The organism is Chryseobacterium sp. JJR-5R (assembly GCF_034047335.1).
In the GTDB taxonomy this organism is placed as follows: Bacteria; Bacteroidota; Bacteroidia; order Flavobacteriales; family Weeksellaceae; genus Chryseobacterium.
Window position 1 is genome coordinate 1206724 of the sequence record NZ_CP139137.1, and the last position, 15095, is coordinate 1221818.

A 15095-nucleotide genomic window follows, 5' to 3' on the forward strand; every position below is an offset into this window, starting at 1 on the left:
GAAAACCTTAGAATTATATACTCTAAGGTTTTTTTATGCCTTTAAATCATTTTAAGATTGCTACTTATCAAGGATACTCCGTATCTTGTTCGCATGGGCAATCAGTTCCCCTAAATATTCAAAGTTTTCTTTTTCCAACGCCGACTTGAACTTCCTTAACTGGGAAATATGTTCATTAAGGACATCAAGAACATTTTCTTTGTTCTGCTTAAAAATCGGAACCCACATTTCAGGATGGGATTTTGCGAGGCGCACCGTGCTGGAAAACCCGGAACTTGCCAGCTGGAAAATCGTTTCTTCTTCCCGTTCTTTTTCCAGGACGGTATTCGCCAGTGCGTAAGAAGTTATGTGTGAAATATGCGAAATGTAAGCCGTGTGGACATCATGGTCCTCCGCACTCATGTAAATCAAATGCATATCCAGGTTTTCGGCAATTTTTTCAACGGTTTTTAAAGCGTCGTCTGCAGATTCCTCTTTATTGCAGATCACGCCTGCTTTTCCGGAAAAGCTTTCTGAAACCGCAGATGCGGGCCCGTTGTTCTCCGTTCCCCACATTGGGTGAAAAGCAACAAACCTTGACCGTTTCGGGTGGTTCTGAACGGCATTTACGATTCCTGCTTTTGTTGATCCTGCATCCATAACGGTCTGACGGTCTGAAATTAAATCCAGGACCTCCGGCAGCAGTGTTTTGGCGGCATCTACCGGAATGGACAGTATAACCAGATCTGAGTTTTTAATACCATAGCTGAGATCGGCTGCGGCATCAATTATTTTTAAATCCAGTGCTTTGTGCAGGTGCTCACGGTTGTTATCGATCCCGTAAATAAATTCTGCAATTCCTTTCTGTTTTAACTTCAGGGCCATAGAGCCGCCGATAAGTCCTGTTCCTATAATGCTTATTTTCATCTTTTACTGAGCTTTTTTAAAATCAAAAAACCCCGTCCGCGGACGAGGTTGTATACTATAATCTGTATATCAGAAATCCTTATCCCGGCTGAGAGGTAAAAATTCCGTAATAATATGTTTCCTTGCTGATCATCATCAGACGAAGGTATGAATTTTTTTTTAAACTGAAATAAAAGATAAACAGCGGTCCGCTGTACAGACGGTTTTCACATAATTCGTTAAACTTCCGCCTGCACAACGCCATCCGCCATTCACTACTGAGGGTTGCTGATAATCAGGGTCGACGGAATATCCGACAGCCACAGGCTCTTGGTGTCAATCAGGCTTTTCCAGCTTTTGCTGCTGATCAGCATCAGGTCCTGCGCGTTCAGGAATTCTTTTTCGATCCTTTTTTCATTATATAAAGTGATGTGGTTCGGGGCAACCTGCTCAATACTTCTGATGAGTTCCTTTACTTCAATATTGCTTCTGATCTGCCCGGCAACATCGAGGATGATAATCTGCGAATTGTTATTGTTAATCAGTCTTTTTGCATATTCAAGGAGATAAAAATCACTTAGGTTAAACATAGGAACAAATACCTTGTCCGCAGATTTGAATTCTTTCTCTACCAGAACACCTACCGGGATATTGGTTTTGTCCAGGATCTGCAGCGTAAAATCGTCAAAGGGGGAGTTGTTGAAAATATTTCCTCTTCCTTTAACGGTGTTCAGGAGCTTTTCAGGGTTAATGATTTTTGTGGTAAAGCCTAACAGTCTTCCCAAAAGGCTCCCTTCATACATGGATTTCCCGAGCATGATCAGGAGGAGGTCGTAATTTCCTTTATTGGTAATGTTCGTAAGATCGCTTTCAACATCCGTGGATGCTTTGAACAGTGTGGTGATCTCAAGCTGGAGCTCATTGGAGGTTTCAACAACATTTTTGAACTGTTCTTTTTCAAAATCGTCGATTTCAAAAGCATGAAGTTCGTCAACAGGGGCAATATTCATTGCGGTTACACTTTTGTTCCCGTTCATTTTTCGGGTAAAATTATCGGCAAGCTTCAGGAGCGTACTGCCGGATTTTGCGGTTTCGAAAGATAAAAGCACCCTGTATTTGGCATCGTCATCTTCCTGCTCATCCTCTTCCGTCATGGATGTTTTTCCCTTGAAAAGATAATTGATAAGATCAAGGCAAGGACCTGTCATAAACGTGGTGAACAAAGCCATAATCACCAGCATGGCGAATAATTCCGGTCCTAAAACCCCCAGGTCATACCCGATGTTCAGAACGATAAGCTCAGTGAGGCCTCTCGTATTCATCAAAGCGCCTATGGTAAGGCTGTCTTTCCAGCTGATCTTAAGGAATTTTGCGGTCAGGGCACTTCCGACAAATTTACCCGTAACGGCTGTGAGGATAATAAATCCTCCGATTTTCCAGAGATGAGGATCATTCAGCAGTCCGATCTGGGTCCTTAAGCCGGTAAACACAAAGAAAAGAGGCAGCAACAGGACCAGGGCCACATCTTCTATTTTTTCTATGAACAGATTCCTGAACTTTACATTTTCCGGCATTACCGCGCCTGCCATAAAGGCTCCGAAAAGCGCATGAATGCCGATCACTTCCGTGGCATAGGAGGAAATAATCAGGATCAGGAAAAATACGGCAACCAGTGCTTTGCTGATAAAGCCTTTTCCTTTCTGGGATTCTGCAATCCTGTGAAGAAACGGACGTACTGCCTTGATCATGATGAATACATACAAGACGGCCATTAAAATAACGAATATGGATCCTGAAAAAGATCCTGCTTTTACAATGGCAATAACAGCAGCTAAGATGCACCATGCGGTAATATCATCGGCAGCCGCACAGGTGATGACCACGGTTCCTATTTTTGTTTTATGAAGGTTTCGTTCCTGTACAATACGTGCCAGAACGGGAAAAGCGGTAATGCTCATCGCAATAGCAATAAACAGGGCAAATGAGCTGAACTGGATTCCCTCCGGTGCAAATTCCTTGTAAATAAAATAGGAAAGCCCGACGCCTAATGCGAAAGGAAAAATAATACTGGCGTGGCTGATGACCACCGCATCATGGGCTCTTTTTCTAAGGACGCTTAAATCCAGCTCCATTCCGACAATATACATGAACAGAATCAACCCGATCTGGCTTAAGAACTGTAAATTCGGCAATGATTCCTTCGGGAAAATAAAGGCTGAAAGCTCCGGGAAATAAAGTCCGAAAAGGGAAGGCCCGAGCACGATACCCGCAATCATCTCACCGATTACCGAGGGCTGTTTCAGTTTTACACAGATCCATCCGAAAAGCTTGGCGACCAGGATAATGGTAATGATCTGCACCAGGAGCAGGGCCAGCGGATGGTGGAGATTCACCATAAAAGAATCGGTAAAGTTTTCCCACATCGTGGAGCCCGTAGTTTTGGGCACCGCAATGTTTTCCCCTATTTCCAGCGTTTTTCCTTCAATAAAAAACCAATACATCAGGCATGAAAAAAATGTGATGGTGCTGATGTAAAAAATAATGTTTTTATATTTTCCCAGACTCATAATTCCGTTATGTTAAAATACAAATTTCTTAAGAATTTATGGATGATGCCAGCCTGATTTCTTAAAATGCAGTGAATGCCGTAAATAATGTAATAAAATCTACCTGAAAGAATACCCCAGTCCGATTCCTGTTTTCCAGGCTCCGTTCTGTGTTGAAGTTTTGCTGTTGTAATACAGGGGAAGCTGCAGTGCGAATTTTTTGTAGAGCACTGTAAAGCCTGTACCCAACGTGGGCATCACCGCACTGTTCTTCGTTTCTGCCGAGCGGTCTTCCTTGATTCTGAGTGAAGGAAGCATTCCGAGCATTACCTTAAAGTCTTTGTTTTTGTAACTGATGTTCGGACCTGTAAAATTAATAAAAGCTCCGTGATCCACATATCCGGCCACAACGGAACCGTCAAAAAAAGAGGTTTTGATTTTAGAACCAGTTTCCTGGGAAAAGCAGATGCAGGGAATGAGAATTCCTGCCGCAAAAAGAATTTTTTTCATGATAATCACTTCATCAGCTGCAAAAGTAAGACGCGCCTAACATCAAAAGGGGATGATGTAATGAGAACTTCAAATTTTGCGGTGAACCTGTGAATATCTGAACCGTCTATTTTCCTAATAGCTCCATCAGTGAATTTTTATACGTTTCGCCGATCTGCAGTTTTAGAAAATTGTAATTGTCAGAAGGAATTGTGGTAATAATTTCGTTGGTTGAAAAGATTTTAATGGAGGATAAAGCAATAATTTCTTTTTTATTGACCTGAGCAAAATCTTTTGCCGGCAGCATTTCCAGCAGGTTCTTGAAATTCAGGTTTTTTAAAACGATTTTTGTTCCGTCACTGAGGATGATGTCTTTGTCACGGCTGTCGATCTCAGAAGTTTTGATGTATACAATCTGATGGGTAAAGATGACCGTTTTTCCGATATTGGTATTCCATTCGATGAAATCTTTCTTTACAGGCAGATGAACGAGGCTCCGTGCTTTTTCAAAAGCCTGAGCCAGCCTTTCCCGTTTAATCGGTTTTCTTACATAATCAACCACGTTCAGGTCAAATGCTTCGGCAGCATATTCTTTGTAGGCGGTTGTGAAAATAATTTTTTTTGAGCCTGAGATAAGTTCCGCAACCTGAAGCCCGTTGATTCCGGGCATTTCAATATCCAGAATACAGACATCGCAGTCAATCCGGTCAATTTCGTCTAAAAAAGCCTTGGGATCATTGAATGCCTTTACGATTTCCACCTGGTCAATCTGTTCGCACAGCAGTTTTAAATAGCTGATGGCCAGCAGTTCGTCATCAAGAATAACGCATTTTATCATAGAATTCTCTCAAATTAATTGTTAGTTCTGCCGTGAAGATACCGTTTTTTGAATTTTTATGGAGAGAATAGCTGCTGTTGTAGATCATTTTCAGCCTTTGGTCCAGAGACTGGCTCCCGAAACCGCTTTTTTCTTTTTCCAGCATGTTTTTCAGTGAAGCTTTATTGCTGACTTTCATGATAAAGATGCCGTCCTCAAGTTCCAGCTGAATGGAGATAAAGGAATCCTGAGCCAGGAAATCGGTGTGTTTAAATGCATTTTCAATCAAATCTACCGAAAGCAGGGGCGCAAAAACTTTTTCCTCATACATTTCATCAGATTTGTCGATTTTAGATTTAATCCTGAAATCAAATAATGGATTTACCTTGATTTTGTTAATCTCAATAAGGCTTAATGCGAAATTCATTTCCTCTTTCGGGCTTACGAATTTATTGTTACTTTCATACAGGATATAATCCAGCACATTGGCCAGTTTATCCAGTGACCTATAGGTGTGGTAGGCATGTGACTGAACCGAGTTCAGGATATTTTTAAACAAATGCGGGTTCAGCTTGGTCCCGATGTGTTCCAGCTGTACTTCATTCAGCCTTTGTTCAATAAGTTTATTGGCTGTTGACAGCTTTGCATTCTTCAGCCTGATGGACTGATTCTGGCTGAATAGGAAAACAGCGGCCGCTAAGAAAAGGAAAATGGCAAATACCGCGGTGAAGATCAGGTAATCATGGATCATGTAATAATTGCCTTCCATAATGTAATTTGCTTTTTAATACAGTTCCATAGGTTTAAAATCAATCCTTAAGCAGTCAGGTTGGGATTATCTGATTTTCTTCAGGGTATTTAAAATCAGGGTTTCCTCACATTTTTCAAAGGTGATTTCATATGACGGATTTTTTTCAGGATAAGTTAAAAGATAATCCGGGCACGGCTTTTTCTGCGCATGGCTTCTGTCGAAATCGATCTTTCCCTCGGTCATGATGCTGTCTTTCAGGAATTTCTCATTGATTTTCAGCGCATCCATTTCAGTTTTGAAGGGTTCAGAATATTTAAAATCTTTAGATAAAGATTCTGCAATAACGCGGCTGTTGGGAAGATAACCGGTGCAGCTTGCGCCTTTTTTGTTTAAGATAAAGAATACAAGAACAAGTCCGGGAACAAGACCGATTAAGTAGAATTTCAGCTTTTTCATCAGAAAATTAAAAGGTTGATATCATGATACGTAAGCCCGAAACGGTCGCAGATGCTTTTTCTGGTATGCCTGCCTTTGTACATGTACAGGCTCTGTTTCATTTCATTTTTGCGGACCAGCATATTTTCGAAACCGCCTTCTTCATCATAATTCAGAATGTAGGACAGGAAGAAATTAGAAATGGCTTTTGTGGTGGTTCTCGGCATTCTTGAAGTGAGGTTCGGAAGCCCGCAGTGGATAACGCCGTGCTTAATGATATACGGATCTTCCACGGTGGTAAGTTCTGAAGTCTCGATTACTTTTCCGTTGTCAATGGTAATATCAATAATTACGCTGCCTTTTTTCATGGTCATGACCATATCTTCGGTCACAATAGGTGTCATGTTCAGCCTTGGAAGTGCCCCGATGACCACATCGGCTCTCCGTAAAGCCTTTTTAAGCTCTTTGGGATCGATAATGGATGTGGGAACCCTGCTGTCGACCAGCGTATGAAGCCTTCTCAGTTTTGAAAGGGAATTATCGAAAACCCTGACATTGGCACCAAGTCCTATGGCGGCTTTGGTTGCAAATTCACCAACAATTCCGGCTCCTAGAATTACAACTTCCGCAGGACGTACCCCGGTGATTCCTCCCAGCATCAGACCGTTGGACAGGGCCAGCAATTCGGAAGCATACAGGATGGAAACCGTTCCTGCAATTTCGCCGATCAGCCTTACCAGAGCCAGCTGCTTGTATTCATCGACAATAAATTCAAAAGCAATGGCGTTGACTTTTTTCTCCGCAAGTTTCAGGAAATATGCTTTATCCCTCAGATTGATCTGAAGCGCTGATACCAGATAGGTATTCGGGCGCATATAGTCGATCTCTTCTTCTGTGGGCGGATTGATTTTTAGAATTAAATCCTGGGCGAAAGCTTCCTTAGGATCATTGGTAATCCTGGCCCCCGATTCAGAATACTGTAAATCTGTAAAAAACGAGCATTCCCCGGCACCTGCTTCTATAATGATTTCATGGCCGCTCTCCACCAGGACCTGTACCGCATCCGGAGTGATACATGTTCTTCTTTCGTTCAGGGAGGTCTCCTTCGGGATCCCGATACTGAACTGTTTTCCTTTCTTAATAACCTCCAGTTTTTCTTCCTGCGGCATCAGTTCCTCTTCGGTAAAAGGAGTAAAAATGTTTGTAGTACTCATCCTTATAAATTAATTCAGTTCTTAGAGATCGTTATTTTACATTCAATTTCAACGGCAAAGATACATAATATTTACGCGAATAAAACCTCTCTGTTTTCTCCGGTATTGATGATACTCATCTCGTGATACTTAAGCCCGTACAATTCATCTTCATACACTTCCGGCCACTCGATAATGCAGAGGAAAGCGTTGTCTAGGTACTCTTCAATGCCGGTATCGTAGACTTCCTCGATGCTTTTCAGGCGGTACAGGTCAAAATGGTAGATCTTTCCTTTCGGGGTGTCATATTCGTTGACAATGGAGTAAGTAGGAGAGCTCACTTCATCCTGGCTTCCCAGATTTCTAAGCAGAAACTGTGTAAATGTGGTTTTCCCTGCACCCAGGTTGCCCTTTAACAGAAGGATGGGGTGCTTTAATTCTGAAATGACGGTCTCTGCAATATGCTGCCAGTCGTTAATGCTTTTTATATTAAATTGCATGAAAGTTCTTTGATGCAAAATTAGCCATAAACTGTTATATTTGTAACAGAATTTTCTACTTCCCACATTACTTTTTGCATTATGATTTCTAAGCTGACTATTGACAAGATCTTTTCAACAATTCGTGTAGAGGAAATTGTTGGGGAGTATGTACAGCTGAAGAGGGCCGGGTCCAATTTTAAGGGCTTAAGCCCGTTCCATGATGAAAAGTCTCCCAGCTTCGTTGTTTCGCCAAGCAAGCAGATCTGGAAAGATTTCTCTACCGGAAAAGGCGGGACTGCCATTTCTTTCCTGATGGAGATTGAAAATTTTACTTATCCTGAAGCACTCCGGCACGCTGCCAAAAAATACGGCATTGAGATTGAGGAAGACCAGAAAATTTTTTCCGAGGAAGCCCGGCAGGCCAATACCGAGCGGGACATCCTCTACAAAATTCATGAAATTGCCAATGATTACTTTCAGGAGCTGTTGTGGAATTCCCAGGAAGGGAAGTCAATCGGGTTGTCCTATTTCAAAGAGCGTGAACTGAAAGATGACATCATCAAAAAATTCCAGCTGGGGTATTCTCCGGAAAAGAAAGATGCTTTTACGGCTTATGCCCTGGAAAAAGGCTACAATAAGGAAATCCTGGAAAAATCCGGACTGTCTATATTCCCGGAAAATACACCGTCTGGTGTTGACCGTTTCCGGGAGAGGGTAATGTTCCCGATCCACAGTTTCTCAGGAAGGGTGCTGGGTTTCGGAGCACGGATCCTTAAAAACAATGTAAAGACTGCAAAATACCTCAACTCGCCGGAGACGGAGATCTATCACAAATCCAATGTCCTTTACGGATTAAACCAGAGCAAGCAGGCCATTTCCAGAAAAAATATCTGCCTTCTGGTAGAAGGATATATGGACGTGATTGCACTCCATATGTCCGGAATTGAAAATGTGGTGGCGAGTTCCGGGACTTCTTTAACCACGGAGCAGATCAAGCTGATCAAAAGGCTTACGGAAAACGTAACGATTCTCTTTGACGGTGACAATGCAGGGATAAAAGCCAGTTTCCGGAGCATTGATATGCTGCTGACGGAAGGCATGAACATCCGTGTGCTTTTATTCCCGGATGGTGACGACCCGGATTCCTTTGCCAGAAAACATCCGCAGGACTACGTTGAAAAATTCATTGAGGAAAAAGCAATGGATTTTATCGATTTTAAAGCTGAAATCCTTCTGAAGGATGTCGGAGAAGACCCGATCAAGAAAGCAGAGGCTATCCGCGATATTGTAAAGTCGGTTTCCTTTGTCCAGAATGCCCTTAAAAGAGAAGTGTACCTGAAACAGGTTTCCAATAAATTCGGGCTGTCTGAGCAGAGCCTCTTTAATGAGCTTGATGTTCAGCAGCAGATTACCCAGAATCAGACCCAGCATCAGCATGTCCAGCAGCAAAGGCAGAACGTGGCCCCTCCCAAAATGGAAATTGTCCCTCCGGAAGAAGACCGGGGCGACCGTTTTTTATATGATGTGCTGTTCATGGAAAATAAGCTGGTGGACCATATGCTGATGTTCGGTGACATTGTTCTGAAAAGAAGCAATGACAAGGATGAAGAGTACCAGATTACCGTCATCGAAGAAATACTGCATCATTTTGAAGAAGAAAATTACAGTTTTTTAGCCAAGCCCAATGAACTGATCATTCACCATGTAAGAGAAGGGATTCAGAAGGATGAACTGAGAAGCGGGAGTTTTTTTATCAATTTTATGGATGAAGGAATTACCCAAAAAGTAGTGGATGCCTTACTGACGCCGGATGACCTTGAAAACTGGGCTTCCCGAAATATTTTCCCTCCCAATTACGGTGATAAAATTGCCGAGCAGGTAAGAGGGGATGTACTGCTGCATAAATACAGATACATAGATTACCTTATAAAGGAGACGGCAAAACAGCTTGAGGAATACCGCACGGCCGATGAAAACAGGTATTATGAAATTATCAAACAGATTACCATGCTGAAACAGGCTTCCATCCGCCTAAGTGACATGATAGAATATTCCCCTATTAAAGGTATTTATGCCAACAGGAAATAAGATGTAGGACATCCTGCAAATAAAGGCTGTACTTTCTGTGACAAAAAGTCCTGTAAAATTTTAGGAATAAAAGTTGTAATTTAAATCTTGTAAATTTTAATATACACAACAGAAATATGGACATTAAAAAAGAATTCAGAGATTTCTCTACAAAACATTTAGGAAACAGCGGTCTGGCTACCGATCAATATATGGGAATGTACGGCCCTACGAATCTTACACCGTATATCATGGAAGAGAGAAGGTTAAACGTTGCGCAGATGGACGTTTTTTCCCGTCTGATGATGGACCGGATTATTTTCCTGGGTACGGGAATCGATGACCAGGTAGCGAACATCGTTACAGCACAGCTTTTATTCCTGGAAAGTGCAGACCCTTCCAAAGATATCCAGATTTACATCAATTCTCCCGGCGGAAGTGTTTATGCAGGATTGGGGATTTATGATACGATGCAGATCATTAAGCCTGATGTAGCTACCATCTGTACCGGTATTGCCGCTTCAATGGGAGCTGTATTACTGGTAGCAGGAGAAAAAGGCAAGCGTTCGGCACTTAAGCATTCAAGGGTAATGATTCACCAGCCTTCCGGAGGTGCACAAGGGGTGGCTTCTGATATGGAGATCAACCTGAGAGAAATGCTGAAGCTTAAAAAAGAGCTGTATGATATTATCTCAGAACATTCCGGACAGACGTATGAATGGGTAGAAAAAGCGTCTGACAGGGATTACTGGATGACTTCTGCCGAAGCAAAGGATTTCGGAATGGTAGACGAAGTTTTACAGAGGTCTAAAGAGAAAAAATAATTTTCTTAAACAATAAGCATAAGGCGCATCAACTGTTTTTGATGCGCTTTTTTTATATTCAATTCAATTCAACTCAAATTTCAACTGCAAGGTTATAAAAAAGATTGTATAGGATGATGACAGAGCATAAAGTTCTCAAAGAATAAAAATCAAAGGGTTTTATAATCTGATGTATCATGATCTGTTGATTTTAAATTATGTTCTTAACCATATATACTTCAAAATTTTAACAAATTTTTATCAATAAAGAAGTTGAGAACGGCACTATTTTTCCAATAAGAACAGCATAACACTTAAATCATAAAATTATGTCAAAGAAAATTGCAATTTTAGCAACCCACGGATTTGAAGAAAGCGAACTGAAATCACCGAAAGAACATCTGGAACAGCAGGGTTGGACGGCTCATATCATCAGTCCGGAATCAGGGACGATCAAGGCATGGGCAGAGAAAGACTGGGGACAGGAATACAATGTAGATAAGACGTTAGATGAGGCACATGCTTCAGATTATGATGCTTTGGTTTTGCCGGGCGGCGTAATCAATCCGGATCAGTTAAGAACCAATGAAACCGCTTTGTCATTTGTAAGAGATTTCTTCCAGCAGCATAAGCCGGTAGCAGCAATCTGCCACGGGCCGCAGATTTTGATCAATGCTGAGGTGGTAAAAGGAAGGAATATGACTTCGGTAGATTCCATCAGCAAAGACCTTAAGAATGCAGGCGCAGAATGGAAAGACAGTGAAGTAGTGGTGGATAATGGCCTGGTAACCAGCCGTACCCCGAAAGATCTTCCGGCATTCAATGCTAAAATGGTAGAAGAAATCAAGGAAGGCAAACATGAGGACCAGACGGTCTAATCTGATCTTACAAAGAAAAATATAAAATACCCGGATTTTTAATCCGGGTATTTTTATGCTTTTTATTTTGAATGAGACGGAAGCATCGGATTGCTCATGACCGAACACTTTCTGACTTCTACCACGGTAGAGGCCGTATTGTTGGTAAGATCAGTGTCTGTGATCTGGTTGCTTGAAATGGTAGATACCATTTTAAAGCTGTGGTTGGTACCGATTCCTTTTTTGTAATACTGTCCGGTTACGGTAATAATGCCTGAAGATTTGGCATTCAGTCCTACCACGCCGTTAATTTCATTCGATGTAAAATTAGAGCTTGGCAGGTTGGAATTGGTAAAACTGCTGTTATACGAAACTCCGGTAATTTTGAATTTGGAAAAATCTACCAAATTATTATTCTGGTCCAGGATTTTCCCGTTGAAATCGATGCTGTTGAGGGCAGCATTGGTATCATTGCTTATTTCTACCTTAAATGTTACGGGGCGGCTGCTTTCGTTACAGGTGAAATAACTGTCTGAACGGCTGTCTACCCTTAAATTACCGGGCGTAGTCAGTATGATATTCCGGATTTCCTGAAAGTTGAACCCTCCTCCTGTAGAAGCTGAAAAGCCCAGTTTCAGATTACTTGGAATCGGATAGGTAGCGGAGCTTAACGTGTAGGTAAATACCTGTGTAAAATCAAGTTGATTTTCTTTTCTCCACTTAACGGTAACTACGTAATCTGTTCCCGGTTTTGTAATAATCACCTGTACTCTCCTGTAAAAAATGTTATCTGCAGGTCTTGTATCCGTTACCGTATTATAATCTATTTCGTTTCTTTTGCGGATATCGTCTACCGTACCTGATCTGTCACCCAGTGCCGTGCTGGTAAGATAGATGTTGGAACTGGTATAAGTGCTGCTGGTAGGGCCTCTCAATACAAAAGCATTGGGAAGCATTCCTGAAGTGAGCGTTCCTGCCGGAGCAGACCCATGCCTGCTTTCTCCGTTGTTTGCATAGTTTCCGTACGCATCCAGGCCTACGCCCAGATATCCTCCGGAAAGCCCGGTTGTACCTGCAGGATTGCTGTATGTAGCATATCCCAATGAGCCTCCGTAGCCTCCGAGCTTAAAATTGGCATCCGATATTGACGCATCGAACAGATAGACGCAGAATCCGTCGGCTCCGTTGTAACTGTCGGCAATATTCCGCCAGTCCTTATACTCAAAATCAGCAATTACGCCTAAAGTAGTCGGGAATCCCTGTAAAACATACATGTAGCCTTTCTGATTGGCTTTGGCTTCTGTAAGCCTGAGCCATCCTGCTCCGTTGGGATCTGCACCTGTAGCGGCGGTAAGGGAAGCATTATCCCCAATCTTGATTCCTGTAAAATCTTTTGTGGTAAGCGGATTCGTTATGGTAAACTGGGCCGAAGCCGAAACAAATGCCAGGCAAGTGCATAGAGGGATAATGAATTTTGAGCAGTAGTGTTGAAATTTCATATGTCCGTGATCTTATTTTACAACAAATACAATATTCATAAAGCTGGCTTCCGTAGCATTGTTGCTTACCGTATAATTCAATATACCGTTGGCATCAATGGTTACATTGGTAAATACACTGCTGTCATGATAAGTAATGTAGTATTCAAGATCATTTTTACCCAATACCGGAATTTTTCCTGAAGCTCCGGTACTGGATACCTGGGGAGCTGTAAACTGGTTATAGTACAACTGGTAAAGATCTTTGGTTTTGGCTCCTAATGTGGTAGTATCAAACAAAATGGAAGGCATATAGAAAAACTTGGGCATAGACAGGCCTATCCATTTCGATAATGAATTATTGTAGTAATAAAACCCCGGAGCCGTAACATTGGAGGTCTTTGATGTTGAGGTACCGGGTACCGCAGTTACATAGACTACGGCAGAATTCTGGTCAGCTCCGTAGAGGTTGTCTCTGGAGGCCAGGTCGGTTCCGGACAGGCGTACGGTAAGAAAGCCTTCGGCAGAAGCTGCTGCAGATTTACCGAGATCAAGTGTTGATTTTGGGGCAGCTGTATTAATGCCTACCTGGCTATAGAACAACGAAGCTGCACACACACAGAGTAATGAGATAATTTTTTTCAATTTACAATTTTTTGCAAAATTAGAAAATCATAATGATTAATATGATGTTTTTGGGGTTAATTTTTATGAAATTAATCATATATAATCTCTTTATTAATGACTTATAATGAATTTAAGGTTAAATATTATTAATTCTCTAATTAGAGATTTTTATGAATGGCAGTAGTTCAAAGCTATGGGCCTATTTCAGAGAATAATGTAAATGTGATCATCACAGCGGTTAAGAAATATTTAATTCAACAGGCAAATAATTTAAGATATACATAGTATTCCATTGATGATCAGTTAACATAACAGCATTACTTTCGCGTCATAATAAACGACATGAAAAAAATACTGCTATCTGTAGTGATACTCGCTGCTGTTACAGCCTGTAAAGATGATGAGACCATTAGTAACCAGGATCTCAACTACTCCAAGCTTCCCCAGGAATTTCCTTTTTCTACAATGTTGACCCTTAATGGTGTCGGGGTCATCAACGGAGGTTTCGGTTCAGGAGCTGCGGCACATCCATCCAGAAAGGGAGAATTCTATGTAATTACAGACCGCGGCCCGAATACGGATTACCTAAGCGGTAAAAAATTTCTTATGCCTTCTTTTACCCCAACCATCATGCATTTTAAAATCAATGCTGACGGAAATATTGAAGTAATTAAATATATCAAGCTTAAAAATCCTTCCGGACAGCCGATTACAGGACTTCCAAACCCTGCAGGAATGGGAAGTACCGGTGAAGTAGCCTATGATGCCAACGGAAATATACTGGGCACCGATAATTACGGGCTCGACAGTGAGAGTATTGTGGCTGCTGCAGACGGTACATTCTGGGTATCTGACGAATATGGCCCACACATCGTACATTACAGCGCAGAAGGCGTTGAAATGGAAAGAATCAGTCCGATCGGCGTAAATACCGGAACGCGAAAATTACCGGCTGTTTTAGCTAAGAGAAGAGCTAACAGAGGAATGGAGGGCCTCTGCATCACGCCTGACGGGAAAACATTGGTAGGCACAATGCAGTCTATGATGTACGTACCGAACAAAAATGCCGCGACTAACAAAACCCTGACCAGAATTGTAACCTTTGATCTGGCTACAGGCCAGACCAAACAGTTTCTGTATCAGCAGGACGGAGGCGCTTCGGATTCCGTATGCGATATCACCGCCATCAGCAATACGGAATTTCTGGTGATTGAAAGAGACGGTAACTTCGGTTCCCAGGGAGGAATTAAAAAAGTATATAAAATTAACATTGCCGGAGCTTCTGATGTCAATGGGAGTGACCTGGCTGCTGCTGACGGGATGAAAATCAATGGAAAAGCCCTTGAACAGTGTACGTGGAGTGAAATTTCAGCAGCTGGGATCCAGGCTGTTTCCAAAACGTTAGCTGTTGACCTTGTCGCTAAAACAGGGTATGAGCATGATAAATTTGAAGGATTGGTTTATTTGGGAAATAATAAAATCGCAGTTTTCAATGATGACGATTTCGGCATTGTAGATGACGGAAACGGCAATCCCAAAGCAAAAGTTCTTCCTAAAACAGGAAAAGTGGATAAAGGAACCATGTACGTAATGGATATTCAGTAATGAGATTTAAAAAAGTCGGCCGCATCGAAGATGCGGCCGACTTTTTTTTATGTGCTTTTA

14 protein-coding genes are annotated in these 15095 nt (G+C 41.9%); 4 read left to right on the top strand and 10 right to left on the bottom strand.

Going from position 1 to position 15095, the window contains the following annotated elements:
• Positions 1 to 60: 60 nt before the first annotated feature.
• The 8 genes from SD427_RS05660 to tsaE all read right to left on the bottom strand — a co-directional run bounded on the left by SD427_RS05660 (position 61) and on the right by tsaE (position 7616).
• Positions 61 to 906, bottom strand: coding sequence for a prephenate dehydrogenase (locus SD427_RS05660; RefSeq protein ID WP_320560305.1), 846 nt, complete (start codon positions 904 to 906; stop codon positions 61 to 63).
• A 254-nt stretch (positions 907 to 1160) separates the two neighbouring features.
• Positions 1161 to 3452, bottom strand: coding sequence for a cation:proton antiporter (locus SD427_RS05665; RefSeq protein ID WP_320560306.1), 2292 nt, complete (start codon positions 3450 to 3452; stop codon positions 1161 to 1163).
• Between the two features lie 99 nt (positions 3453 to 3551).
• Positions 3552 to 3941 carry a hypothetical protein gene (locus SD427_RS05670; protein ID WP_320560307.1) on the bottom strand — a complete coding sequence of 130 codons (390 nt, stop codon included), beginning with the start codon at positions 3939 to 3941 and terminating at the stop codon, positions 3552 to 3554.
• A 106-nt stretch (positions 3942 to 4047) separates the two neighbouring features.
• A complete protein-coding gene (locus SD427_RS05675) occupies positions 4048 to 4758 on the bottom strand; it encodes a response regulator transcription factor (protein WP_320560308.1) in 711 nt (236 codons plus the stop codon).
• Positions 4736 to 5506: a histidine kinase gene (locus tag SD427_RS05680; protein WP_320560309.1), complete on the bottom strand. Its 771-nt coding sequence runs from the start codon at positions 5504 to 5506 to the stop codon at positions 4736 to 4738. The genes SD427_RS05675 and SD427_RS05680 overlap by 23 nt, the downstream gene beginning before the upstream one ends.
• A 66-nt stretch (positions 5507 to 5572) precedes the next feature.
• Complete coding sequence (locus SD427_RS05685) at positions 5573 to 5944, bottom strand: hypothetical protein (protein WP_320560310.1); 372 nt, start codon at positions 5942 to 5944, stop codon at positions 5573 to 5575.
• Positions 5944 to 7137, bottom strand: coding sequence for an alanine dehydrogenase (locus SD427_RS05690; protein ID WP_320560311.1), 1194 nt, complete (start codon positions 7135 to 7137; stop codon positions 5944 to 5946). The genes SD427_RS05685 and SD427_RS05690 overlap by 1 nt, the downstream gene beginning before the upstream one ends.
• A 71-nt stretch (positions 7138 to 7208) precedes the next feature.
• The gene (gene tsaE / locus SD427_RS05695) at positions 7209 to 7616 is read right to left on the bottom strand and encodes a tRNA (adenosine(37)-N6)-threonylcarbamoyltransferase complex ATPase subunit type 1 TsaE (RefSeq protein ID WP_320560312.1); all 408 of its coding nucleotides are present in this window, start codon (positions 7614 to 7616) and stop codon (positions 7209 to 7211) included.
• 81 nt (positions 7617 to 7697) lie between these two features.
• Between tsaE and dnaG the strand changes: the two genes are divergently transcribed.
• From dnaG to SD427_RS05710, 3 genes are all read left to right on the top strand, one after another.
• Positions 7698 to 9686: a DNA primase gene (gene dnaG / locus SD427_RS05700; RefSeq protein ID WP_320560313.1), complete on the top strand. Its 1989-nt coding sequence runs from the start codon at positions 7698 to 7700 to the stop codon at positions 9684 to 9686.
• A gap of 116 nt (positions 9687 to 9802) precedes the next feature.
• Complete coding sequence (gene clpP / locus SD427_RS05705) at positions 9803 to 10489, top strand: ATP-dependent Clp endopeptidase proteolytic subunit ClpP (protein ID WP_320560314.1); 687 nt, start codon at positions 9803 to 9805, stop codon at positions 10487 to 10489.
• 308 nt (positions 10490 to 10797) lie between these two features.
• Positions 10798 to 11346 carry a type 1 glutamine amidotransferase domain-containing protein gene (locus tag SD427_RS05710; protein ID WP_320560315.1) on the top strand — a complete coding sequence of 183 codons (549 nt, stop codon included), beginning with the start codon at positions 10798 to 10800 and terminating at the stop codon, positions 11344 to 11346.
• Between the two features lie 62 nt (positions 11347 to 11408).
• On the opposite strand, the gene SD427_RS05715 is transcribed toward SD427_RS05710, so the two are convergent.
• Both SD427_RS05715 and SD427_RS05720 read right to left on the bottom strand, forming a co-directional pair.
• Entirely contained in the window at positions 11409 to 12824 is a 1416-nt protein-coding gene (locus SD427_RS05715) for a hypothetical protein (protein WP_320560316.1), read from the bottom strand.
• A 12-nt stretch (positions 12825 to 12836) separates the two neighbouring features.
• Positions 12837 to 13448 (bottom strand): hypothetical protein, encoded by a 612-nt coding sequence (locus SD427_RS05720; RefSeq protein WP_320560317.1) that lies wholly within the window; start codon positions 13446 to 13448, stop codon positions 12837 to 12839.
• A 324-nt stretch (positions 13449 to 13772) separates the two neighbouring features.
• Here SD427_RS05720 and SD427_RS05725 point away from each other — a divergent pair, with 324 nt between their 5' ends.
• Positions 13773 to 15035 (top strand): esterase-like activity of phytase family protein, encoded by a 1263-nt coding sequence (locus tag SD427_RS05725; RefSeq protein ID WP_320560318.1) that lies wholly within the window; start codon positions 13773 to 13775, stop codon positions 15033 to 15035.
• The last annotated feature ends 60 nt before the right edge of the window (positions 15036 to 15095 follow it).